The sequence below is a fragment of the Amycolatopsis sp. NPDC003865 genome, from assembly GCF_053605345.1.
Window position 1 is genome coordinate 430,848 of record NZ_JBSGJA010000003.1, and the last position, 20,987, is coordinate 451,834.

At 70.5% G+C, this 20,987-nt stretch carries 29 protein-coding genes; 25 read left to right on the top strand and 4 right to left on the bottom strand.

Annotated elements, in window-relative coordinates:
- Positions 1-60 precede the first annotated feature (60 nt).
- The 22 genes from rpsH to ACWEVP_RS10850 all read left to right on the top strand — a co-directional run bounded on the left by rpsH (position 61) and on the right by ACWEVP_RS10850 (position 13,548).
- Complete coding sequence (rpsH, locus tag ACWEVP_RS10745; protein WP_004558871.1) at positions 61-459, top strand: 30S ribosomal protein S8; 399 nt, start codon at positions 61-63, stop codon at positions 457-459.
- 16 nt (positions 460-475) lie between these two features.
- Positions 476-1,015 (top strand): 50S ribosomal protein L6, encoded by a 540-nt coding sequence (gene rplF, locus ACWEVP_RS10750; RefSeq protein ID WP_364462188.1) that lies wholly within the window; start codon positions 476-478, stop codon positions 1,013-1,015.
- Between the two features lie 2 nt (positions 1,016-1,017).
- Positions 1,018-1,416, top strand: a complete 399-nt coding sequence (rplR, locus tag ACWEVP_RS10755) for a 50S ribosomal protein L18 (protein ID WP_348954110.1) — start codon at positions 1,018-1,020, stop codon at positions 1,414-1,416.
- Positions 1,417-1,450: 34 nt separating this feature from the next.
- Entirely contained in the window at positions 1,451-2,095 is a 645-nt protein-coding gene (rpsE, locus tag ACWEVP_RS10760) for a 30S ribosomal protein S5 (protein WP_004558874.1), read from the top strand.
- A 1-nt stretch (position 2,096) separates the two neighbouring features.
- Positions 2,097-2,282: a 50S ribosomal protein L30 gene (gene rpmD, locus ACWEVP_RS10765; RefSeq protein WP_004558875.1), complete on the top strand. Its 186-nt coding sequence runs from the start codon at positions 2,097-2,099 to the stop codon at positions 2,280-2,282.
- Positions 2,279-2,725: a 50S ribosomal protein L15 gene (rplO, locus tag ACWEVP_RS10770; protein ID WP_452062339.1), complete on the top strand. Its 447-nt coding sequence runs from the start codon at positions 2,279-2,281 to the stop codon at positions 2,723-2,725. Before rpmD ends, rplO begins: the two co-directional genes overlap by 4 nt.
- A 67-nt stretch (positions 2,726-2,792) precedes the next feature.
- On the top strand, positions 2,793-3,347 hold the full coding sequence (locus ACWEVP_RS10775) for a hypothetical protein (RefSeq protein WP_452062340.1): 555 nt from the start codon (positions 2,793-2,795) through the stop codon (positions 3,345-3,347).
- Between the two features lie 49 nt (positions 3,348-3,396).
- Positions 3,397-4,422, top strand: a complete 1,026-nt coding sequence (locus ACWEVP_RS10780) for a hypothetical protein (protein WP_452062341.1) — start codon at positions 3,397-3,399, stop codon at positions 4,420-4,422.
- Positions 4,423-4,444: 22 nt separating this feature from the next.
- Positions 4,445-5,068 carry a LysE family translocator gene (locus ACWEVP_RS10785; RefSeq protein ID WP_452062342.1) on the top strand — a complete coding sequence of 208 codons (624 nt, stop codon included), beginning with the start codon at positions 4,445-4,447 and terminating at the stop codon, positions 5,066-5,068.
- 256 nt (positions 5,069-5,324) lie between these two features.
- Complete coding sequence (gene secY / locus ACWEVP_RS10790) at positions 5,325-6,632, top strand: preprotein translocase subunit SecY (RefSeq protein ID WP_364462560.1); 1,308 nt, start codon at positions 5,325-5,327, stop codon at positions 6,630-6,632.
- On the top strand, positions 6,629-7,183 hold the full coding sequence (locus ACWEVP_RS10795) for an adenylate kinase (protein ID WP_086681357.1): 555 nt from the start codon (positions 6,629-6,631) through the stop codon (positions 7,181-7,183). Before secY ends, ACWEVP_RS10795 begins: the two co-directional genes overlap by 4 nt.
- Positions 7,184-7,227: 44 nt before the next feature.
- On the top strand, positions 7,228-8,004 hold the full coding sequence (gene map / locus ACWEVP_RS10800; protein ID WP_452062343.1) for a type I methionyl aminopeptidase: 777 nt from the start codon (positions 7,228-7,230) through the stop codon (positions 8,002-8,004).
- Between the two features lie 264 nt (positions 8,005-8,268).
- Positions 8,269-8,490: a translation initiation factor IF-1 gene (gene infA / locus ACWEVP_RS10805; RefSeq protein ID WP_004558881.1), complete on the top strand. Its 222-nt coding sequence runs from the start codon at positions 8,269-8,271 to the stop codon at positions 8,488-8,490.
- A gap of 33 nt (positions 8,491-8,523) precedes the next feature.
- Positions 8,524-8,637 (top strand): 50S ribosomal protein L36, encoded by a 114-nt coding sequence (gene rpmJ, locus ACWEVP_RS10810; RefSeq protein WP_004558882.1) that lies wholly within the window; start codon positions 8,524-8,526, stop codon positions 8,635-8,637.
- A 206-nt stretch (positions 8,638-8,843) separates the two neighbouring features.
- A complete protein-coding gene (rpsM, locus tag ACWEVP_RS10815) occupies positions 8,844-9,224 on the top strand; it encodes a 30S ribosomal protein S13 (protein ID WP_004558883.1) in 381 nt (126 codons plus the stop codon).
- Positions 9,221-9,406: a hypothetical protein gene (locus tag ACWEVP_RS10820; RefSeq protein ID WP_004558884.1), complete on the top strand. Its 186-nt coding sequence runs from the start codon at positions 9,221-9,223 to the stop codon at positions 9,404-9,406. The genes rpsM and ACWEVP_RS10820 overlap by 4 nt, the downstream gene beginning before the upstream one ends.
- Positions 9,407-9,424: 18 nt before the next feature.
- Positions 9,425-9,832 carry a 30S ribosomal protein S11 gene (gene rpsK, locus ACWEVP_RS10825; RefSeq protein ID WP_004558885.1) on the top strand — a complete coding sequence of 136 codons (408 nt, stop codon included), beginning with the start codon at positions 9,425-9,427 and terminating at the stop codon, positions 9,830-9,832.
- Between the two features lie 23 nt (positions 9,833-9,855).
- Entirely contained in the window at positions 9,856-10,461 is a 606-nt protein-coding gene (gene rpsD / locus ACWEVP_RS10830) for a 30S ribosomal protein S4 (RefSeq protein WP_043781959.1), read from the top strand.
- 103 nt (positions 10,462-10,564) lie between these two features.
- Positions 10,565-11,635 carry a DNA-directed RNA polymerase subunit alpha gene (locus ACWEVP_RS10835; protein ID WP_004558887.1) on the top strand — a complete coding sequence of 357 codons (1,071 nt, stop codon included), beginning with the start codon at positions 10,565-10,567 and terminating at the stop codon, positions 11,633-11,635.
- Positions 11,636-11,676: 41 nt separating this feature from the next.
- Positions 11,677-12,225: a 50S ribosomal protein L17 gene (rplQ, locus tag ACWEVP_RS10840; protein ID WP_452062344.1), complete on the top strand. Its 549-nt coding sequence runs from the start codon at positions 11,677-11,679 to the stop codon at positions 12,223-12,225.
- Between the two features lie 73 nt (positions 12,226-12,298).
- The gene (truA, locus tag ACWEVP_RS10845; protein ID WP_452062478.1) at positions 12,299-13,132 is read left to right on the top strand and encodes a tRNA pseudouridine(38-40) synthase TruA; all 834 of its coding nucleotides are present in this window, start codon (positions 12,299-12,301) and stop codon (positions 13,130-13,132) included.
- A gap of 71 nt (positions 13,133-13,203) precedes the next feature.
- Entirely contained in the window at positions 13,204-13,548 is a 345-nt protein-coding gene (locus ACWEVP_RS10850; protein ID WP_452062345.1) for a DUF6355 family natural product biosynthesis protein, read from the top strand.
- Positions 13,549-13,604: 56 nt separating this feature from the next.
- Here ACWEVP_RS10850 and ACWEVP_RS10855 read toward each other — a convergent pair whose 3' ends face one another.
- The 3 genes from ACWEVP_RS10855 to ACWEVP_RS10865 are packed head-to-tail and all read right to left on the bottom strand — an operon-like array spanning position 13,605 to position 15,912.
- A complete protein-coding gene (locus tag ACWEVP_RS10855; RefSeq protein WP_364462209.1) occupies positions 13,605-14,324 on the bottom strand; it encodes a hypothetical protein in 720 nt (239 codons plus the stop codon).
- On the bottom strand, positions 14,321-15,556 hold the full coding sequence (eccE, locus tag ACWEVP_RS10860; RefSeq protein ID WP_452062346.1) for a type VII secretion protein EccE: 1,236 nt from the start codon (positions 15,554-15,556) through the stop codon (positions 14,321-14,323). The genes ACWEVP_RS10855 and eccE overlap by 4 nt, the downstream gene beginning before the upstream one ends.
- Complete coding sequence (locus ACWEVP_RS10865; RefSeq protein WP_452062347.1) at positions 15,520-15,912, bottom strand: hypothetical protein; 393 nt, start codon at positions 15,910-15,912, stop codon at positions 15,520-15,522. The genes eccE and ACWEVP_RS10865 overlap by 37 nt, the downstream gene beginning before the upstream one ends.
- A gap of 250 nt (positions 15,913-16,162) precedes the next feature.
- Between ACWEVP_RS10865 and eccB the strand changes: the two genes are divergently transcribed.
- The 3 genes from eccB to ACWEVP_RS10880 all read left to right on the top strand — a co-directional run bounded on the left by eccB (position 16,163) and on the right by ACWEVP_RS10880 (position 19,313).
- Entirely contained in the window at positions 16,163-17,809 is a 1,647-nt protein-coding gene (gene eccB / locus ACWEVP_RS10870) for a type VII secretion protein EccB (RefSeq protein WP_452062348.1), read from the top strand.
- Positions 17,810-17,874: 65 nt separating this feature from the next.
- Entirely contained in the window at positions 17,875-18,192 is a 318-nt protein-coding gene (locus ACWEVP_RS10875; protein ID WP_452062349.1) for a hypothetical protein, read from the top strand.
- The gene (locus ACWEVP_RS10880; protein ID WP_452062479.1) at positions 18,192-19,313 is read left to right on the top strand and encodes a WXG100 family type VII secretion target; all 1,122 of its coding nucleotides are present in this window, start codon (positions 18,192-18,194) and stop codon (positions 19,311-19,313) included. Before ACWEVP_RS10875 ends, ACWEVP_RS10880 begins: the two co-directional genes overlap by 1 nt.
- 42 nt (positions 19,314-19,355) lie before the next feature.
- Here ACWEVP_RS10880 and ACWEVP_RS10885 read toward each other — a convergent pair whose 3' ends face one another.
- Positions 19,356-20,987 (bottom strand): S8 family serine peptidase, encoded by a 1,632-nt coding sequence (locus tag ACWEVP_RS10885; RefSeq protein ID WP_452062350.1) that lies wholly within the window; start codon positions 20,985-20,987, stop codon positions 19,356-19,358.

Sequence of the window (20,987 nt, forward strand, 5' to 3'; positions counted from 1 at the left end):
CACAGGCCCCGCCCGCTCCGGCGGGCGGGGAACCAGGGCGAGAAAGGTTGACAGGTCACCATGACGATGACCGACCCCATCGCAGACTTCTTGACGCGTCTGCGCAACGCGAACTCGGCGTACCACGACGAGGTCAAGCTCCCGCACTCGAAGCTCAAGGCGAACATCGCCGAGATCCTCAAGCGCGAGGGCTACATCGCGGGTTACCACGACGAGCCGGGCGAGAAGCACAAGAACCTGGTCGTCGAGCTCAAGTACGGCCCCAACCGTGAGCGGAGCATCGCCGGCCTGCGGCGCGTCTCCAAGCCCGGTCTGCGGGTCTACGCAAAATCGACCGAACTGCCGTCCGTTCTCGGCGGGCTGGGCATCGCGATCATCTCGACGTCCGGTGGCCTGCAGACGGACCGGCAGGCCAAGCGCAACAGCGTGGGCGGCGAAGTCCTCGCCTACGTCTGGTAAGGAAGGGGGCACAGACATGTCACGCATCGGAAAGCTGCCGGTCGCCGTCCCCTCCGGGGTCGAGGTGACCATCAACGGTCAGCACATCAGCGTCAAGGGCCCCAAGGGGACCCTGGAGCACACCGTCGCCGAGCCGATCACGGTCGAGCGCGACGACGACGGCACCCTGCTGGTCAAGCGCCCGGACGACGAGCGCACCAGCAAGGCTCTGCACGGCCTCACCCGCACCCTGGTGAACAACCTGGTCGTGGGTGTGACCTCGGGCTACGAGAAGAAGCTCGAGATCCACGGTGTCGGTTACCGCGTGCAGGCCAAGGGCTCGGACCTCGAGTTCGCCCTCGGCTACTCGCACCCGGTGAAGATCGAGGCCCCGGAAGGCATCACCTTCAAGGTGGAGAGCCCGACCCGGTTCTCGGTCTCCGGCATCGACAAGCAGAAGGTCGGCCAGATCTCGGCGGTCATCCGCCGGCTGCGGCGCCCGGACCCGTACAAGGGCAAGGGCCTGCGGTACGAGGGCGAGAAGATCCGCCGCAAGGTCGGAAAGACGGGTAAGTGATCATGAGCGACACGACTACGAAGCGCAAGCCGGTGGGCAAGGACATCTCGACCCGCCGCCGCGTCGCGAAGGCCCGTCGGCACTTCCGCCTCCGCAAGAAGGTCTCGGGCACGGACCAGCGTCCGCGCCTGGTCGTCAAGCGGTCCTCGCGGCACATCGCCGTGCAGGTCATCGACGACCTGGCCGGCCACACGCTGGCGTCGGCGTCCACCCTCGAGGCGGACGTCCGGGCGCTCGAAGGCGACAAGAAGGCCAAGGCCGCCAAGGTCGGGGAGCTCGTCGCCGCGCGTGCCAAGAACGCCGGGATCTCGGCCGTGGTGTTCGACCGTGGCGGCAACGCCTACCACGGCCGCATCGCCGCGCTCGCCGACGCCGCCCGTGAGGCGGGGTTGGAGTTCTGACGATGCAGCAGTTCGTGAATGGAAGGAAAGCCTGATGCCGGGACGTACACGGCAATTCGGCGGCGGCCAGGGTGGACCCGGCGGGCAGGGCGGCAACGACCGCGGTGACCGTCGCGACCGCCGGGACCGGCGCGACAGCGGCCGTGGCGGGGCGGCCCAGGACAAGACCCCGCACCTCGAGAAGGTCGTGACGATCAACCGCGTCGCCAAGGTCGTCAAGGGTGGTCGTCGCTTCAGCTTCACCGCCCTGGTGGTCGTCGGCGACGGCGACGGTCAGGTCGGCGTCGGCTACGGCAAGGCCAAGGAAGTTCCCGCGGCCATCGCCAAGGGCGTCGAGGAAGCGAAGAAGAACTTCTTCCGCGTCCCCCGCGTCGGCGGCACCATCCCGCACCCGATCCAGGGTGAGGAGGCCGCCGGTGTCGTGCTGCTCCGTCCGGCGTCCGCCGGTACCGGCGTCATCGCCGGTGGCCCGGTGCGCGCGGTGCTGGAGTGCGCGGGCGTCCACGACGTGCTGTCGAAGTCGCTCGGCTCCGACAACGCGATCAACATCGTGCACGCGACCGTGGCGGCCCTGAAGGGCTTGCAGCGTCCCGAAGAGGTCGCGGCCCGCCGCGGTCTCCCGCTCGAGGACGTTGCGCCGGCCCGGATGCTGCGCCAGCGCGCGGGCCAGGGGGTCTGACATGGCTCAGCTCAAGGTCACCCAGGTCAAGAGCAAGATCGGCACGAAGCACGCTCACCGCGAGTCGCTGCGCACCCTCGGGCTGCGCAAGATCCGCCAGAGCGTCGTGCGTGAAGACACCCCCCAGGTGCGCGGCCTGATCCACACCGTCCGCCACCTGGTGGAGGTCGAGGAGGTCCAGGCATGACGGCCATCAAGATCCACCACCTGCGTCCGGCTCCGGGCGCCAAGCGCGACAAGATCCGCGTGGGCCGTGGTGAGGGTTCGAAGGGCAAGACGGCCGGTCGCGGTACGAAGGGCACCAAGGCCCGGAAGAACGTGCCCGCCGGGTTCGAGGGTGGGCAGATGCCCATCCACATGCGGCTGCCGAAGCTGCGTGGCTTCAAGAACCGCTTCCGCACCGAGTACCAGCCGGTGAACGTGGGCGACATCGCCCGCGTCTTCCCGGACGGCGGCACCATCGGTGCCGACGAGCTGGTCAAGGGCGGTCTGGTTCGCAAGGGCAAGCTGGTGAAGGTCCTCGGCAACGGCGACGTGAACGGCGTCAAGCTGAACGTCACCGCCGACGCGTTCTCCGGCTCCGCCAAGGAGAAGCTCGAAGCGGCCGGTGGCTCCGCCACCACCAACTGAGTGAGTTTCAGGCCGAAGGCCCGTCTGGTTCGCCAGGCGGGCCTTCAGCGTTTTCGAGGGGGTTGTCGTGCGGGCTTTCGTGGCGCCGGTGCTCGTCGTGGGCGCGACTGCGTTGACCGTCGTGGGGACGTTCCTGCCGTTCTTCCGGACGGAGCAGCGGGTGGGGCTGGAACCGTCCGGGATCGCGCAGACGACGCTGCGGGCTTGGCGGATCGACTACTCGTTCCCGGGGCAAGGCGAGATCAGCTCGTCCTCGGCACCACTGGGCGCCCCGCTGCTGCTGGCGGCCGCGGTCCTGCTGGCGGCGGCGGTCCTCGCCGTGGTGCGGCGCCGGCCCGCGCGACGGACGACGCTGGTGGGCGCGGCGTTCCTGGCCGGGGCGGTGTGCACGGTCGCGGTACACGGCTTGCGCGGCCTCGGCGAGGACGGCCGGGTCCAGACGGAGACCACGACCCTGGCCGGCACGTGGGTGCTGCTGGTGGCGGTGGCGGTGGCCGCGGGAGCGGCTGTGCTGAGCCACTCGGGCACCCCGCGCTGGGCGGATCCGGAGGCGGCGTACGCGGACACGCCGACGCCGCCGTCGGGCGTGGTGATCACGGTGCTCCCACCCGAGGACGACTGACCGGACAGGTTCCTTGCCGCGGTGCGGGTCCGGACGGAGGATCGGAGGGGTGGACAGAGCGTCGCAGGAGCCGCCCGAGCCTTCCGGGTCGCCGCTGAGCTTCCCGGTGGAGGCGCCGAAGGTCGCGGGCGTGGAACCGGGTGCGGGGTCGCCACCGGGCGGTTCACCGCTCGCGTTCCCGCCCGAGACGGCGCCGGAGGTCGGCGCCCCGGTGGATCCGCTTGCGTTCCCGGCTGAAGTCGCGCCGGAGTCCGGTGCGCCGGTGGATCCGCTCGCCTTCCCGGCCGAAGCCGCGCCGGCGCCGGAGAGCAGCGCGCCGGTTGATCCGCTCGCCTTCCCGGCTTCATCCTCGCCGGGGGTGGCGCCCGTTCCGGCCCCACCTCCGCCCGCCACGCCGCTGCCGTTCCCGGTCGCGCAGCTGCCCGGCACCGTCCCCGCATCGCCGCCGCCGCCCGTCCCGGCAGCCGGACCCCGGCCGGAGCCCACCCCGCACTCCCGCGCCCCCGGGCTCCTGCGCTTCCTCCCGCCGGCCCTCACCGTCGCGGCGGCCCTCCTGGCCACCGGTGGCCTCTTCCTGCCCCTCTTCCGCCTCCAGCAGCACGTCAGCGTCCGGCGGGGGGCCTTCGACACCCAGCTCACCGTCACCGAAACCGCCTGGGGCAGCCGGCTCGAGGTCCCCGGTCAGGAAGCCGCCGAGCAGGCCGCCTCGCCGATCGGCATTCCCGTCCTCCTCGCCGTCATCCTGCTCGTCGTCGCCGCTTTCACCGCCTTCGCGCGGCCTCGCCACGGCCGGTGGCTCATCGGCGCCGGGGCCTTCTTCACCGGCGGTGTCGTCCTCACCATCGGGATGGACGGGCCCGGGTTGTCCGCCATGGCCGACGGCCTGGACTTCGAGGTCACCACCGCCGCCGGCATGTGGCTGCTGATCGCGGCCACCGCCGTGGCCGCCGCCGCGGCGGTCGTCGCCGCGCTGCCGTCCAGGAACTGGGCCGACCCCGCCCTCGCCTACGCCGACACCCCGACCCCGCCCACCGGGGTCGCCATCACCGTGCTCCCGCCCGAAGAACCCGGTTGACCCCGGCGGTTACCGTGAAGACGTGTCGTGGCTGCTGGTCTTCTTCGGGGCGTCCGTCCTCATCGCGCTTACGCCCGGCGCGAACAACCTGCTCGGCCTCCACCACGGGATGACGCACGGTGTCCGCCGCGGCCTCGCCGGGCTGGCCGGCCGGCTGGCCGCGTTCACCCTGTTGATCACTGCCGTCGCGGCCGGGCTGGGGCAACTGCTGGCCGCTTCCGAGACGGCCTTGACGATCATCAAGTGGGCCGGTGCCGCCTACCTGCTCTACCTCGGCGTGCGCCTGCTGTGGTCGACTTTCCGGGGCAAAACGGACGTCCCCGAACCGGACACGCACCCGGCTTCCGCCTGGCGGGTGACGCGCAAGGAGTTCGGCGTCGCGATCACCAACCCCAAGGCGATCCTGATCTTCACGGCGTTCGTCCCGCAGTTCATCGACGCAGGTCACGGCCCGTTTTCGGCGCAGATTGCGCTGCTCGGCGCGGTCTACCTGCTCGCCGAGTTCCTGGCCGGCTCGGTCTACGTCGGCGCCGGCGCCGGCCTGAAGTCGATCAAGCTGACCCGGCGGGCCCGGCGCAACGTGGACCGGGGGACCGGAGTGGTCCTGGTCGGCCTCGCCGGCGTGCTCGCGACCTCGAACGCTTGATCCACAATCTGTCAAGGAATACGGCCAAGACGGCGATGTGGATCAACCCGCCGGAGCAACCTTGGTACGGAAAACGCACACGGACTGCGGACACGCCCTGTGAAGCTGTTAGAGTCGGCGACACGCTTCGGGACGAGTGTGCCCCGAAGCGTTCCTGGCTTGCCTGCCAGTAGTGCTGTGTGTTCCCGCCGGCCCCCGTGCCGGCCAAGCCGATCGTCGGTTGAGGACGGCCGACGACGCCGAGGAGGTCCCCCGCGTGTTCAGCGCCTTCCGCTCGGCTCTCGCGACGCCGGATCTACGCAAGAAGATCCTGTTCACGCTAGCCATCGTCGCGGTCTACCGAATCGGTGCGACCATTCCGGCACCCGGGATCTCCTACGGGGCGGTACAGGCCTGTAGCTCCCAGGCGCAGCAGGAAGGCGTCTACCAGCTGCTGAACCTGTTCAGCGGCGGTGCGCTGCTGCAGCTGTCGCTCTTCTCGACCGGCATCATGCCGTACATCACGGCGAGCATCATCATCCAGCTGCTCACCGTGGTCATCCCGCGGTTCGAGGAGCTGAAGAAGGAAGGCCAGTCCGGCCAGGGCAAGCTGACCCAGTACACCCGGTACCTGACGGTCGCGCTGGCGATCCTGCAGGCCACCGGCGTGGTCGCGCTCGCGGACCGCAAGCAGCTCTTCCCCGACTGCGACCAGCCGATCATCCCGGACAACAGCGTCTACTCGCTGGCGATCATCGTCATCACCATGACCGCGGGCACCGCCGTCATGATGTGGCTGGGCGAGCTCATCACCGAGCGCGGCGTCGGCAACGGCATGTCCGTCCTCATCTTCCTGAACATCGCCGCGCGCATCCCGGTCGAGGGCGGGAACATCCTGTCCAACGGCGGTGGCATCGCGCTGACGATGATCTGCATCTTCGGGCTCGTGATCATCGCGAGCGTCATCTTCGTCGAGCAGGGCCAGCGCCGGATCCCGGTGCAGTACGCCAAGCGCATGATCGGCCGCCGGATGTACGGCGGCACGTCGACCTACCTGCCGATCAAGGTGAACCAGGCCGGCGTCATCCCGGTCATCTTCGCGTCGTCCCTGCTGTACCTGCCGGACCTGATCAGCCGCCTCGTCGGCGACCAGAACAGCAACTCCGGCTGGCAGGTCTTCATCAAGAACTACATCGTGAACCAGTCCAGCTGGGTGCACATCGCGCTGTACTTCGGCCTGATCATCTTCTTCACGTACTTCTACATCACGATCACGTTCAACGTGGACGAGCGTGCGGAAGAGATGAAGAAGTTCGGCGGGTTCATCCCGGGCATCCGCCCGGGCCGCCCGACGGCCGAGTACCTGAGCTTCGTCCTGGGCCGGATCACCCTGCCCGGTTCGCTGTACCTGGGCATCATCGCGATCCTTCCGAACTTCTTCCTGTCGGTGACCGGTAGCGGGAACAACCAGAACTTCCCGTTCGGTGGCACGGCTGTGCTGATCATGGTCGGTGTCGGGCTCGACACCGTCAAGCAGATCGAAAGCCAGCTGATGCAGCGCAACTACGAAGGGTTCTTGAAGTGACGCGGCTGGTTCTCGTGGGTCCGCCCGGCGCGGGCAAAGGTACGCAGGCGGTGGCTCTGTCGGAGCAGCTGCGCATCCCGCACATCTCCACGGGCGAGCTGTTCCGCGCGCACGTCGGCCAGGAGACCCCGCTGGGCCAGGAAGCCAAGCGCTACCTGGACTCCGGTGAGCTCGTGCCCGACTCGGTGACCAACGAAATGGTCCGCGAGCGCCTGGCGGAGCCGGACGCGAAGGCCGGCTTCCTGCTCGACGGCTTCCCCCGCAACACCAAGCAGGCCGAGGTGCTCGGGGAGATCCTGGGCGACGCCGACGTCTCGCTCGACGCCGTGATCCAGCTGCAGGTGCCCGAGGACGTCGTCGTCGGGCGGCTCATGTCCCGCGGCCGCGCGGACGACACCGAAGAGGTCATCCGCCGCCGCCAGCAGATCTACGTGTCGGACACCGCGCCGCTGCTGGAGTACTACGCCGACATCCTGGTGACTGTCGACGGCGTCGGCAGCGTCGAGGAGATCTCCGGCCGGGTGCTGAAAGCGCTGCGCGACCGCACGTGAACCTCGGAGGATTGCGTGTTCTGCAAGTGCTCCGCCGTGGGCGCATGATCGAGGTCAAGACCCCGGACGAGCTGCAGGCGATGCGGGCCGCGGGGCTCGTCGTCGCCCGCACGCTCGCGGCGGTCCGCGCCATCGCGAAACCGGGTGTCAGCACGGCCGAGCTCGACGAGCTGGCCGAGCAGACGATCCGGGACGCCGGCGCGGTGCCTTCGTTCAAGGGCTACCACGGCTTCCCGGCGTCGATCTGCGCGTCGGTGAACGAGCAGATCGTCCACGGCATCCCGGCGAAGACCCAGGTGCTGGCCGACGGCGACATCATCTCGGTGGACTGCGGCGCGATCCTGGACGGCTGGCACGGCGACTCCGCCGTCACGCTGGCCATCGGCAGCGTCTCCGACGCCGACCTGGCGCTGTCCGCGGCGACCGAAGCGGCGATGTGGGCCGGCATCGAGGCGGTCAGCGCCGGCGGCCGGTTGACCGACATCTCCTACGCCGTCCAGTCGGCCGCCGAACGCGCGGGCCGCGACGACGGCGTCGAGTACGGGATGATCGTCGAGTACGGCGGCCACGGCATCGGCCGCCAGATGCACATGGACCCGTTCCTGCCGAACGTCGGCAAGCCCGGCAAGGGCCCGCGGCTGAAGCCGGGCATGGCCCTGGCGATCGAGCCGATGCTGACCGGCGGTGGCGGCGAGACCCGCGAGCTGGACGACGGCTGGACGGTCGTCACGGCCGACGGCTCCCGCGCGGCGCACTGGGAGCACACCGTCGCCATCACCGAAGAAGGCCCCTGGGTGCTCACGGCGCCCGAGGACGCGTGACCTGGGCATTCACCCACTCGTGGTGATCGCCATCACGTCCACCTGCACACGCCTTTAGCATGGTCACCCCCGGTTTGGGGGTCGCGACACGACATGCGTACACTGTCAAGTCGGCGCACTTATCGCGCCCGGATCCTGCGCGCTCGTGAATTCACGGTCTTGGGAGCCGGGCACCAGTGTGCCACGCAACACCCGACCCAGCACTAGTGCTCGAGTCGATCATGGTGTGGCGACAGACGATACCGACAGGGAAATGCGGAGGACATGGCGAAGAAAGACGGGGCCATCGAGGTCGAAGGCCGCGTAGTCGAGCCGCTCCCCAACGCGATGTTCCGCGTCGAGTTGGAGAACGGTCACAAGGTCCTGGCTCACATCAGCGGCAAGATGCGGCAGCACTACATCCGCATCCTGCCGGAGGACAGGGTTGTCGTGGAGCTTTCGCCCTACGACCTCTCTCGTGGTCGCATCGTCTACCGCTACAAGTGATCACGAAGAGCGGCTAACAGGAGAGCAGAAGACGTGAAGGTCCAGCCGAGCGTCAAGAAGATCTGCGACAAGTGCAAGGTGATCCGCCGTCACGGCCGGATCATGGTGATCTGCGAGAACCTGCGGCACAAGCAGCGGCAGGGCTGATCGCCAAGCACTCGAGCAGAGTGGATTGACGGCTACACAACCTCCCCGCACCTGCCGGCTCACGTGAGTGAACCGGTTCACCCCCGGACTTCAGGCCGGGGCTGGGACAGCCGAGGCGCAAGCCGAGGGCACGACAGGCGAGTCGGTCCCGGAACCGGACGGGGAGCAGACCTGAAGATGAATTCAATGAAGGAGCATCAGCGCCAATGGCACGACTCGCTGGCGTAGACCTCCCCCGCGAGAAGCGGTTGGAGATCGCGCTTACGTACATCTACGGCATCGGCCGTACCCGCTCGAAGCAGCTCATCAAGGCTGCCGAGCTGAACGCGGACACCCGCGTCAAAGACCTCAGCGATGACGACCTCGCCAAGCTGCGTACGTACATCGAAGAGAACTTCAAGGTCGAGGGTGACCTTCGCCGCGAGGTGAACGCCGACATCCGTCGGAAGATCGAGATCGGGTGCTACGAGGGCCTTCGCTGGCGCCGCGGACTTCCCGTCCGTGGTCAGCGCACGAAGACCAACGCCCGTACCCGCAAGGGTCCGAAGAAGACGGTCGCCGGCAAGAAGAAGGCTGGCAAGAAGTGAGCGTCCAGGGCAAGAAGGTCGTGCAGATGGGTGGCGTTCACCGCCGCGGCTCGGCTTGTGTCTCGCCCAAGGCGCTCTACGCCCGCCCGATGGCGCTCCGCAACCTGTACACCGACGCCGGTTCGATCATCCGGCGCGGCCAGGCCGAGGCGGTCGCCGCTCACCAAGAGAACGCGCGCTAACAGGAGAACCCTCAGAACATGCCACCGAAGTCTCGTACTGCGGCCGGGGCCAAGAAGGTCCGCCGCAAGGAAAAGAAGAATGTCGCGCACGGTCACGCGCACATCAAGAGCACCTTCAACAACACCATCGTCTCGATCACGGACCCGACCGGTGCCGTGATCGCGTGGGCGTCGAGTGGTCACGTGGGCTTCAAGGGCTCCCGCAAGTCCACCCCGTTCGCCGCGCAGATGGCCGCCGAGAACGCTGCCCGCAAGGCCGCCGAGCACGGCATGAAGAAGGTCGACGTCTTCGTGAAGGGCCCGGGTTCGGGCCGCGAGACGGCGATCCGCTCGCTGCAGGCGGCCGGCCTCGAGGTCGGCACCATCCAGGACGTGACCCCGCAGCCTCACAACGGCTGCCGCCCGCCCAAGCGGCGCCGGGTCTGAGGAACGGGGAGGAGTAAGAAGAAATGGCTCGTTACACCGGCCCCGCGACGCGTATTTCGCGTCGCCTCAAGGTTGACCTCATCGGCGGCGACCAGGCTTTCGAGCGTCGCCCCTACCCGCCGGGCCAGCACGGCCGCGGGCGCATCAAGGAGTCCGAGTACCTCCTGCAGTCGCAGGAGAAGCAGAAGGCTCGCTACACCTACGGCGTTCTCGAGCGTCAGTTCGTCCGGTACTACAAGGAAGCCGTCCGGCGTCCCGGCAAGACCGGTGAGAACCTGCTGCAGATCCTCGAGTCCCGCCTGGACAACGTGATCTACCGCGCCGGCATCGCCCGCACGCGCCGCCAGGCGCGCCAGCTGGTGAGCCACGGCCACTTCCTGGTCAACGGCCAGAAGGTGAACGTCCCGTCGTTCCAGGTCACCAAGTGGGACATCATCGACGTGCGGCCGAAGTCCATGGGCATGCTGCCGTTCGTGGCGGCGAAGGAGTCCTTCGGCGACCGCCCGATCCCGGCGTGGCTGCAGGTCGTCCAGTCCAACCTCCGCGTGCTGGTCCACCAGCTCCCGGAGCGTGCGCAGATCGATGTTCCGGTTCAGGAACAGCTGATCGTCGAGCTCTACTCGAAGTAGTCCGGCACCGTCGGACGCAGGGCGGCGGCGCCCGGAGTGCGCCGCCGCCGCGCCATCCCTTCGACGTCATATGGCGGGCGTCGTCTGGAAAGGAAAACAAGGAATGCTGATTTCCCAGCGGCCGGCTCTCGGCGAAGAGACGGTCAACGAGACCCGCTCCCGGTTCACCATCGAACCGCTGGAGCCCGGCTTCGGCTACACGCTCGGCAACTCGCTGCGTCGCACGCTGCTGTCGTCCATCCCGGGCGCGGCCGTGACGAGCATCCGCATCGACGGCGTGCTGCACGAGTTCACCACCGTTCCGGGGGTGAAGGAAGACGTCACCGACATCATCCTGAACCTCAAGGAGCTCGTGGTGTCCTCGGAAGAGGACGAGCCGGTCACCATGTACCTGCGCAAGCAGGGCCCGGGTGAGGTCACGGCGGCCGACATCGTGCCGCCGGCGGGTGTCACCGTGCACAACCCGGATCTGCACATCGCGTCGCTGAACGGCAAGGGCAAGCTCGAGATCGAGCTCGTCGTCGAGCGCGGCCGCGGGTACGTTCCGGCCCTGCAGAACAAGCAGGCGGGCGCGGAGATCGGCCGGATCCCGGTCGACTCGATCTACTCGCCGGTGCTGAAGGTGACCTACAAGGTCGAGGCCACCCGTGTCGAGCAGCGCACCGACTTCGACAAGCTGATCCTGGACGTCGAGACCAAGCCGTCGATCACGCCGCGCGACGCGGTCGCGTCGGCTGGCAAGACGCTGGTGGAGCTGTTCGGTCTCGCCCGCGAGCTGAACGTCGACGCCGAGGGCATCGAGATCGGCCCGTCGCCGCAGGAGGCGGACACCATCGCCGCCTACGCGATGCCGATCGAGGACCTGGACCTCACCGTCCGGTCGTACAACTGCCTCAAGCGCGAGGGCATCCACACGGTGGGCGAGCTCGTCTCGCGCAGCGAGGCGGACCTGCTCGACATCCGCAACTTCGGCGCCAAGTCGATCGACGAGGTCAAGCTCAAGCTCGTCGGCCTCGGCCTCGCGCTGAAGGACAGCCCGCCCGGGTTCGACCCGACCGCGGCGGCCGCCAGCTACGACGGTGAAGGCTGGTCGGAGGGTGTCGGCGGCATCGCCGACGGGATTTCGGACGGCCACGACGATGGCCAGGACTACGCAGAGACCGAGCAGCTCTGAGGCCGTGTGCCTGGACGCTGTGAGCTGAACTAGGAGAACCAATGCCCACCCCTACCAAGGGAGCCCGGCTCGGCGGGTCGTCCGCGCACGAGCGGCTGATCCTGGCCAACTTGGCCACGCAGCTGTTCGAGCACGGCAAGATCACCACCACCGAGGCGAAGGCGAAGCGGGTCCGTCCGCTGGCCGAGAAGCTGATCACCAAGGCGAAGCGGGGCGACCTGCACAACCGCCGTCAGGTGCAGCGCGTCGTCCGTGACAAGGACGTCGTCCACAAGCTGTTCGCGGAGATCGGCCCGCACTTCGCCGAGCGCGACGGTGGCTACACCCGGATCACCAAGACGCTGCCGCGCAAGGGTGACAACGCCAAGATGGCGGTCATCGAGCTGGTGGCCGAGAAGACGGTGACTTCGGAAGCCGAGCGCGCTCGCAAGACGAAGTTCGCGAAGGACGAGAAGCCGGCCACCCCGGTCGAGGAGACCACCGAGGCGCCCGCCGCCGAGGAGGCTCCGGCCGCCGAGGAGGCCAAGGCCGAGGAGACCACCGAGGCTCCGGCCTCGGAGGAGACCGACGCCGACGCCAAGAAGGACTGACGTCCTGACGGCCGATTCGACACCGGACGAGCCCGCCACTCCCTCCGGGGAGGGCGGGCTCGTTCGTCTGCGCCTGGACGTCTCCTACGACGGCACGGACTTCTCGGGCTGGGCCCGCCAGCCGGGCCGCCGGACGGTCCAGGGGCTCCTGGAGGAGGCGCTGCGGCGGCAGCCGCCCGGGGCTTCGGTGCCCAAGTCCGTGGTCGTGGCGGGCCGCACGGACGCCGGGGTGCACGCGACGGGCCAGGTGGTGCACGTCGACGTCGTCCCGCTCTCCCCGGCCGCCGAAGGCCGGATTCCGGTGTCCCCGGAAGGCATCCCGGACCTGACGCGCATGACGGGCCGGTGGAACCGCCTGCTGCCCGGGGACGTCCGGGTGCTGGGCGCCCGGGTGGCCCCCGAGGGTTTCGACGCCCGGTTCTCGGCGATCCGCCGGCACTACCGCTACCGCGTCTCGGACGCGCCGTGGGGTGCCGACCCGTTGCGCCGCCACGACACACTGGCGTGGAACCGTCCACTTTCGACGGACGCGATGAACGCGGCGGCCGCGGAACTGCTGGGCCTGCACGACTTCGCGGCGTACTGCAAGCAGCGCGACACGGGCACGACGATCCGCGAGCTGCAGCGCCTGGAGTGGGCTCGGGTGGACGAGCACCTGCTGGAGGTCCGCGTCTCGGCCGACGCGTTCTGCCATTCGATGGTCCGCAGCCTGGTGGGGGTGCTGCTGCTGGTCGGCGACGGCCGCCGCAGCGACGGCTGGCCGGCGAAGGTGCTGGAGAGCGGGATCCGCGACAGCGCGGTGGCCCCGGCCCACGGTTTGACCTTGCTCGGCGTGGACTACCCGCCGGACGACGAGCTGGCCAAGCGGGCCGAGCAGACGAGGAACGTCCGCAGCTCGATCGAGTGAAAGCTGATGCGCCGCCGCCGAACCTGGGCAACTCTCGAATGATCTTGACGGGTCACGGGAGGAACGGGTTCATGTCGACAAGTCTGCTCCGTGCCGCCGCGGGTTTCGCCGCACTGGGCGCGCTGGTGGCCGCCCCCGCGAGCGCGTCGGCCGCGCCGGTGCCGTTCCCGTGCGGGTACAGCTCGCAAGGCATGGACGCGCACTACCGGCACTGCGCCAACACGTTCGCGCTGATCCACGTCGACTGGGACACGGGCAGCCACTACACCGACTGCTACGGCCCCTGGGACGAGCAAACGCTCTGGCACGACGGTCCGCACCGCCAGGTCAACGCCTACTTCGTGAACACGCCGCCGCGGTTGCTGAAGAACTCCTCCGGAAACTGGATCTGCAGCGCGTCCCAGCCGGACGCCTGAAGCGGTGAAGGCCGCATCGAGGGAGCCCTCGATGCGGCCTTCACGGCGGGGGAAGCTCAGTCGCCGCGGCGGACCGGGCCGAGCAGCTGCTGCTCCTTGCCCGTCGTCACCAGCCGCAGCGGCCGCCACAGGTTGCGGCCCAGTGCCACCACCTGGTCGTCCTGCAACGTCGTCAGCTGGCGCATCATCTGCGGCGGGAGCCGCCAGATCCGCGCCGCCAGCTCGGCCTGGCCCGCCGGGAGCCGCTGCATCAGCACCAGGTCCGCCGCGTTCGCCGTCGCGCCCGCCTGCGGGTGCAGGTACGGCAGCACGTAGACCGTCGTCTGCCAGGGGGACCGCGGCGGGAACAGGTCCTGCGGGGTCGGCCCGCCGTCGGTGACGACCAGCAGCGGCGCGTCCTCCGACGGCCGCGGCAGCTCGACCGGGGACAACCGGCGGATCTGGACCAGCGGCGACGGCCGTCCGTCGCGGGTGCCGGCCGCGCGGGACAGCACCTGCCACTCCGTCGGGCGGCCCGTCGCCACCACGACCCACGCGCCGACCGCCATCGCGCGCATCGCCACCTGGCGGGCCAGGTACAGCCCGCCCACCAGCACGATGCGCGTCGGCGTCGAGCGCAGCGCCGAGATCGTCAGCGGCTCGCCCTTGAGGCCCGAGCCGAGCACGATGCCGCCGCGGTCACCCGACGGGCTGATCGCGTCGAGCATCGCCGGGTCGACGGTGAACTCCGGGGCCACCCCGAGGTTCTGCCCGGCGTCACGCATTCGGGAGCTCATGCTGTCCCTCCGATCGGCAGCGTCGCGGCGAACGCCGAGACCTGCAGCCCGCGCAGCGGCGTCAGGTCGATGCCCAGCCGCTCGGACAGCCCGTTCAGCCGCTGGTCGGCGGCTTCGAGCTCACGCGGGTTGCGCGCGCTCAGCCGGACCACGCCGCGCAGCCCGATCTTGCCTTCGTCGGACGCCGGGGAGATCGACATCGCCAGCGTCGCCGACAGCGCGCGGACGCTCGTCAGTGCGTTCAGGCTGCCGGTGATCTTGCCCTTCGGCCAGCCGGTGATCGCGTAGCTCGCGTGCCCGATGCCCGCCGCCGTCACGCCGGACCAGCGCTCCTGCAGCGTCACCTTGGTCGGCGAACCGGCGACGGAGGTGAGCTCCGCGGCCGAAATGCTCGCGCGCAGCAGCTCGTCCGGGTCGAGCGGCCGGGTCGGCACGCCCTGGGACTCCAGCGCGTTGCGCACTCGCGAAAGCGCACCGATCAGCGCGCGGTGGGCGCCGACGACGCCGCCGCCGCGCTCCCGGATCGCCGCCGGGCAGCGCCGCGGGTCGAGCCGGATCGCGACCCACGTCGTGCGCCGCGCCGCCGCGGGCAGCGGGCCGAGCACCTCCATGTAGGAGCTGAGCGCGGGCGAGTCCGCGGGCAGCGCCGCGCTGCCCGGGTAGCAGTGCCAGATCATCTGGATCGAGTCGAGGACCACGCCGCGGTCTTCGAGGCAGGGCGCGAGCGCCGACAGCGGCAGGCTCGGCGCGCCGCCGGCCTGGGTGATCAGCGCCGGCGTCGGCTCGACGAGCAGCACCGCCGTCCAGGTGCCGTCGTTCCACGCGAGGCCGACCTGCTGGCGCTCGTGGTCGACGCCGTGCGCCACCACGAGGTCCGGGACGGCGACGCGCAGCAGGTTGACGCGGGCGTCGTCCGGGCCGGTCACCGTGGTCTCCTCGGCGGCCAGCTCCTCGACGGTGCTCGGCGGCAGCGGTTCGGCGACGCGGTCGTGGGACCGGAAGGAGTAGCGCAGCGTCAGGCCGATCCACTGGGTGAACCAGCGGCCGCGCCAGCGCAGCAGCGCGACGATGAGGGCGAAGCCGGCGATGCCGACGCCGACCCACTTGAGCGACATGTCGATCGCGAGCAGCACGAGCCCGACCGCGAGGCCGACCTCGAGCACGACGAGGTTCGCGACCGGCAGCGGGCCGAGGTTCACGCCCGAGGAGCGCCGCCGCGAGGGCGGGGCCATCCGCACGGGACTGGGCGGGGGAGTGGACGGGCCGCTGTCGTCGGGGCCCTGGGGGCCGCTGGGACCGCCACCGCCGGGACCACCGGGACCGCCACCGCCGGGGCCGCCCGGGCCACCGGGACCGCCGCCACCCGGGCCACCAGGCCCACCAGGTCCGCCGGGGCCACCGCCACCGGGACCACCAGGTCCGCCGGGAGCACCGCCACCGGGACCACCAGGTCCGCCGGGGCGTCCACCCGGGCCGCCGGGTCCGGGTCCGGGGCCGCCGGGGCCGCGCGGGGGCATGCCGGGACCGCCTCCGGGTCCGCCGGGGCCACCAGGACCACCCGGGACGCCTCCGGGACCGCCGGGGCCACCGGGTCTCACCGGACGGAGCGGGGGGCCCGGCTGGCGGCCGGGCGGCGGGGGCCCGGGCGGGCCAGGCGGACGTGGAGGGTTGGTGACGGACATCCGCGCTTTCTCTTCCCCTCGTGCTTGCTGCGTACCCGGAAGCCGGGTCCCGGGGTGTCCGACACTAGCTTGAGTTGGTAGAAACCCCACACCAGACGGTCCCCGTACGGCTATCCTGCGGAACCGTACCGCGACGGGGAGAGCTGTAGGTCGAGAATGCCATCAACACCCACGACTAAGTCTCAGGTTCAGGCGTATCAGTTCGTCCTACGGCGGATGCAGTCGGCGCTGGTCCGGCGGGACGCCGTGATGCTGCACGACCCGATGCGCACCCACACGAGGGCCACCATCGTGGGCGTCGTGCTGGGCGCGCTCGGCATGATCGTGTTCGTCGTCTGGGGGCTGCTCAGCCCGGCGCCGTCGGTGCCCGATGCGGGGAACATCGTGATCGGCGAGCAGTCCGGCACGGTCTACGTGGTGATGGGCGGCAACCCGAAAACCCTTGTCCCGACGTTCAACCTGGCGTCGGCCCGGCTTCTCCTGCTGGCCCAGCAGAAGCAGCAGTCGAACGCGGGTGGCGCCGGCGGCGCGACGGCGGCGCCCGCCCCGGCGTCGGCGAGCACCGCGGCTGTGAAGAATCCCACGGTCGTTTCCGACGAGCAGCTGAAGAACATTCCGCGCGGGAAACTGACCGGAATTCCGGACGGACCGCAGCTGATGCCGTCGGACGCCCAGCGCATTTCCCCCAACTGGGCCGTGTGCGACCAGGTTCTGCTCGACACGACGCGGCCGAACCCGGACATCGGCAAGACCGACACCTACGTCTTCGGCGGCGTCGCCCCGAGCGGCCTCGGCACCGAGCTGGGCGAAAAGGAAGCGCTGCTGGCGGCGGCGGACAACGGCAAGACCTACCTGATCTACCGGCTGCCGAGCACGCAGAACCGCCCGAACGCCAACACGGTCCGCGCCGAGATCGACACCAGCGACTCGCACAACGCGGTCTCCACGGCGCTGCAGCTGCTGAACCAGAAGCCGCGGAAGATCACGCAGGGCCTGCTGAACGCGATCCCCGAGGTCCCGCGCCTGACGCCGCCGGTGATCCCGGACGGCGCGCCCCCGGCCGACCTCGACGGGCTGGCCCCCGGCGACGTCTTCTCGACCCAGCCCACCGGTGCGCAGGCGCAGTACTGGGCCATCACCACGACCGGCATCCAGGAGGTGTCGCAGGCGGTCGCCGACGTGATGCGCGTCGCGAAGCACGGTAGTGCGAGCCGGCCGCGGATCCTCGGCCTCGACAAGCTGTCGGGCGTCCGGGTGCTGCGGCTCGGCGACCCCGGCTACATCCCGGTCGACGACTTCCCGCGCTCGGTGCCGACGGTCCTCGACGCGACGAAGAACTCCGCGGTCGCCTGCCTCGGCTGGTCGGTGGTCGGCGACGGCGACAACCGCGACGGCCACACCTCGGTGTACATCGACACCCAGCTGCCGGGCCAGAACAGCCACGGCCCCAAGTTCGCCACGACCAAGGTCACCACGCCGGGCCCGAACCGCGTGCCGATCACCGGCTTCTACCTCCAGCCGGGTTTCGCCGCGGTGGTGCAGTCCGCCACCGGCAAGGCCAGCTTCGGCAAGGGCGCGATCCAGCTGATCTCCGACCGCGGGGTCCGCTACAGCGTCCCGGACGCCGCGACCGCGGACGCGATCGGGCTGAACAACCGGCAGCCCGCGCCCGAGTCGATCATCGGCCTGCTGCCGACCGGCGCTTCGCTGAACACCCAGGACGTGCTCAAGCAGTTCGACTCGGTGCCGATCGACCCGAACGCCGGCTCGTTCCCGACCCAGACGCAGCAGACCGGCGGCTGAGGGAACCAGCGGGCGGCGGCGGCCGTCACACGCCCGAAGGTTCTTCCGGTGAGCGGAGAGGTGCCATGGCCGGCTTGAGGATGGACGGCGTGGTCGTCGCCGAGTACGCCCGGACCGCCGAGGAGGCCGCTGACGACCTCCACGCGGCCGCGGCGGAGGTGGGAGGCGAAGGCGTTTCCGGCGAGTCCTACGGCGCGCTGGGGACGCAGATCGGCCTCGGCGAGTCGTACGGCCGCGCGGCGGGTGCGTTGCGGCGTCAGCTGATCGACGGCGCCGAGGCGCTGAAGTCGGCAGCGGAGGCGCTGCGGCACGTCACGGTCCGCCACAGCGGGCAGGACGCCGAGGCCGCGGAGCTCATCAAGCGCGCGGGCAGGACGGAATGATGTTCGCCGAGCCGGAGGCTTCCACGGACTCGATCCCGCACCCGCTGGCGAAGCGGGCGGCCGCGCCGGTGGCCGCCGCGGTCGCGTTCGCCCCGGACGCCGAGGGCGGCGACATCGCCGCCACCGCCGAGCCGTACCTGGCCTACCTCACCGACGTTGCCCGGCAGCTCGGGGTGATCGACCCCGTCGAGACGTACTTCCGGCCGCTGATCGGCCGCTGGGGCGACCTCGGCGCCGAAGCCGGGCGGCTGCGCTCGGCGGCGGCCGCGGCGGCCGAGGTGTCCGCGCGGCTCGACGACCGCCTCGGGCGGCTCGACGCCGGCTGGGCGGGCCGGGACGCCGACGCGTTCGTCGGGTACATGCGGGAGATCGGCGCCGCGGGCGGTGACCTCCAGGAGGCGCTCACGGTCCTCGCGGGCGCGCTCGACGAGCTGGTGACGACGCTGCGCCACGTCGTCGTCGACCTCGCCGAGGTCCTGGTCGACGCCGCGGACCTGATCTCCGAGACGATGATGCTGCCCGGCGGCGGCACCAAGCGGGCGCGGGCGCAGCTGCGGGAGACGCAGGATTCGGCGAAGGCGCTGTACGAGACGGCACGGGACGTCCTGGAGGCGTTCGACCGGCTCTGCGACGGCGTCGACGACCCCGACGCGGCCACGCGCAGCATCGAGATCGCCCACCGGTACCCGGAGGAGCGTTTCCGGCTGCACGAACCGGAATCCGCCGCCGGCGCCGGTCCGACCGCTCCCGCCGGTGCTGCCGAGGCCGGTGCCGACGAGGTCATGACGCCGTCGTCGGCGAGCGGGGACCCGGCCGAGCCGAAGCACACGGGCGTGGGCACCCCGGACGCGGCCCAGCCCGCCGACGCGGCACCACAGCCGGCGCCGGCCCAGGACAGCTCGGCCAACCACGGCACGTCGGGCATGCCGATGATGCCGATGATGGGCTTCGGCGCGTTCGGCGGAGGCGGCGGCGGTGGCCGCCGCCAGTCGAAGACGCGCCCGACGACGTCACCGTCGGAGCTGCTGGGGGAGCCCGGTCTGGTGGCCCCGCCGGTGATCGGCGAGGACGAGGACGCGCAGCAGCAGAAGAAGAAACCGCCGGCGCCACCGGCGAAGTGACCTGAACCCGGCCCGCGGTGCGAACCGCGGGCCGGGCTTCGTTCAGCGGCGGGTGGCGGCCGGTTCGGCCGGGCGGTTGCGGCGGATCGTGCGCATCACGAACAGCGTGATCAGCAACGCCACCAGACCGCCGCCGGTGCCGGCCAGCGCCACGATCATCGGCGTCGAGTTGTCGTCGTTCGCCGGGGGGAGCTGAGCCACCTGCGGGGCCGGGATCGGCGCCTGGTTGCCCACCTCGGACGGGAGGCTCTGGGTCAGCGCGGCCACCGGGTCGATGACCCCGTAGCCGACGAAGTTGTCACGCCCGCCCGGCGCCGCCGGGTGCTGCGCGGTCTCCTTGATCCGGTTGATGATGCCCTTGGCGTCCAGGTTCTGGTACTTGGCCTTGACCAGGGCCGCGAGGCCCGACACGTACGGTGCCGCGAAGCTCGTTCCCTGGATCGCGCTGGCCTTGTCGCCGCTTTCGAACGTCAGGTTCGCCAGGCCGTCGGAGCCTTCGGCGGGGTCGAGCGAGATGATCTGCGTCCCCGGCGCCGCGACGCCGACCCACGGACCGTGCACGCTGAACGGGGCCACGCCGCCGGTCTCGTCGATCGCGCCCACCGACAGCACGTCGTCGGCGAACCACGGCGGCGTCACGATCGTCTTCGGCCGCCGCGCGTCCGGCTGGTCGTTCTGCGGGCACGTGTCCGTCGCGTTGCCCGCGGCGGCGATGATCACGATGCCCTGCGACGCGGCGAAGTGGACGGCGGCCTGGACCTGCTGCTCGCCGTCGGTGATGCGCCCGTCGGCGGGGCGGCAGTTGTCGACCGACATGTTGATGATGTCGGCCTCGTGCCGGTCGGCGATGCCGCGGATGATCTCGGCCAGCGTCTTCAGCGTACCCGCCGTGCCGGCCTTCTCCAGCTGGCGCCCGCCGTTCGACTGCCCGGGGGACGTCCCGTCGCCTTCACCGGAGCCGCCGCCACCGCCCTCGGTGCTCGGCGGCAGCGAAGACTGCGAGCCGGCGGGCGGGTTGGTGCCCGACGACGGCGTCCCGCTCGAGCTGGCGGGCGGGTTCGGCGTCGACGTCGACGTGTCCGGCTCGTAGTTCTCGCTCAGCTGCCGGTAGGACACGATCGTGGCGTCCGGGGCGACGCCGACGAACCCGACCTCCGGGTTGTCCGGCCGGGCCGCGATGATGCCGGCGACCTCGGTGCCGTGGCCGTCGCAGTCCTCGAGGCCGTCGGGCTTCCCGTTCGGCTTCGCGACGTACTCGCCGCCGGACTGGAGGCGGTCCTGCAGCCAGGGGTGCTTGGTCACGCCCGTGTCGACCACGGCGACCTTGACGCCCAGGCCGGCGCCGCCGTTCGTGGCGGCCCGGACGATCTCCTGCGCCTTGGCGATCTGCAGGTACTCCTGGCCCCACGGCCGGTTCTTCAGCACGATGTTCTGGCCGAGCGTGCTGCGCTGGACGCAGCCCTTCGACTGCTTGTACTTCTTGTCCGGCTGCCGGGAATCGGGGATGAGCTTGGTCATGTCCACCGGCGGCGGTGTCGCGAAGTAGCCGTCGGACGGCGCCGCCTGGCCCCACGCCGGGACCGTCGCGCCGACCGGGACCAGCACGCCGAGCGTGCCGGCGATCAGGGCCGTGGTGGTTCGCCGGGTTGCGCCGAAACGGCGTCCTGGTGCCAT

Coding starts and splice junctions, on each gene's coding strand:
- rpsH (WP_004558871.1), top strand. CDS start 61: ATGACGATGACCGACCCCATCGCAGACTTCTTGACGCGTCTGCGCAAC.
- rplF (WP_364462188.1), top strand. CDS start 476: ATGTCACGCATCGGAAAGCTGCCGGTCGCCGTCCCCTCCGGGGTCGAG.
- rplR (WP_348954110.1), top strand. CDS start 1,018: ATGAGCGACACGACTACGAAGCGCAAGCCGGTGGGCAAGGACATCTCG.
- rpsE (WP_004558874.1), top strand. CDS start 1,451: ATGCCGGGACGTACACGGCAATTCGGCGGCGGCCAGGGTGGACCCGGC.
- rpmD (WP_004558875.1), top strand. CDS start 2,097: ATGGCTCAGCTCAAGGTCACCCAGGTCAAGAGCAAGATCGGCACGAAG.
- rplO (WP_452062339.1), top strand. CDS start 2,279: ATGACGGCCATCAAGATCCACCACCTGCGTCCGGCTCCGGGCGCCAAG.
- map (WP_452062343.1), top strand. CDS start 7,228: ATGATCGAGGTCAAGACCCCGGACGAGCTGCAGGCGATGCGGGCCGCG.
- infA (WP_004558881.1), top strand. CDS start 8,269: ATGGCGAAGAAAGACGGGGCCATCGAGGTCGAAGGCCGCGTAGTCGAG.
- rpsM (WP_004558883.1), top strand. CDS start 8,844: ATGGCACGACTCGCTGGCGTAGACCTCCCCCGCGAGAAGCGGTTGGAG.
- rpsK (WP_004558885.1), top strand. CDS start 9,425: ATGCCACCGAAGTCTCGTACTGCGGCCGGGGCCAAGAAGGTCCGCCGC.
- rpsD (WP_043781959.1), top strand. CDS start 9,856: ATGGCTCGTTACACCGGCCCCGCGACGCGTATTTCGCGTCGCCTCAAG.
- ACWEVP_RS10835 (WP_004558887.1), top strand. CDS start 10,565: ATGCTGATTTCCCAGCGGCCGGCTCTCGGCGAAGAGACGGTCAACGAG.
- rplQ (WP_452062344.1), top strand. CDS start 11,677: ATGCCCACCCCTACCAAGGGAGCCCGGCTCGGCGGGTCGTCCGCGCAC.
- ACWEVP_RS10850 (WP_452062345.1), top strand. CDS start 13,204: ATGTCGACAAGTCTGCTCCGTGCCGCCGCGGGTTTCGCCGCACTGGGC.
- ACWEVP_RS10855 (WP_364462209.1), bottom strand. CDS start 14,324: ATGAGCTCCCGAATGCGTGACGCCGGGCAGAACCTCGGGGTGGCCCCG.
- eccE (WP_452062346.1), bottom strand. CDS start 15,556: ATGGCCCCGCCCTCGCGGCGGCGCTCCTCGGGCGTGAACCTCGGCCCG.
- eccB (WP_452062348.1), top strand. CDS start 16,163: ATGCCATCAACACCCACGACTAAGTCTCAGGTTCAGGCGTATCAGTTC.
- ACWEVP_RS10875 (WP_452062349.1), top strand. CDS start 17,875: ATGGCCGGCTTGAGGATGGACGGCGTGGTCGTCGCCGAGTACGCCCGG.
- ACWEVP_RS10880 (WP_452062479.1), top strand. CDS start 18,192: ATGTTCGCCGAGCCGGAGGCTTCCACGGACTCGATCCCGCACCCGCTG.
- ACWEVP_RS10885 (WP_452062350.1), bottom strand. CDS start 20,987: ATGGCACCAGGACGCCGTTTCGGCGCAACCCGGCGAACCACCACGGCC.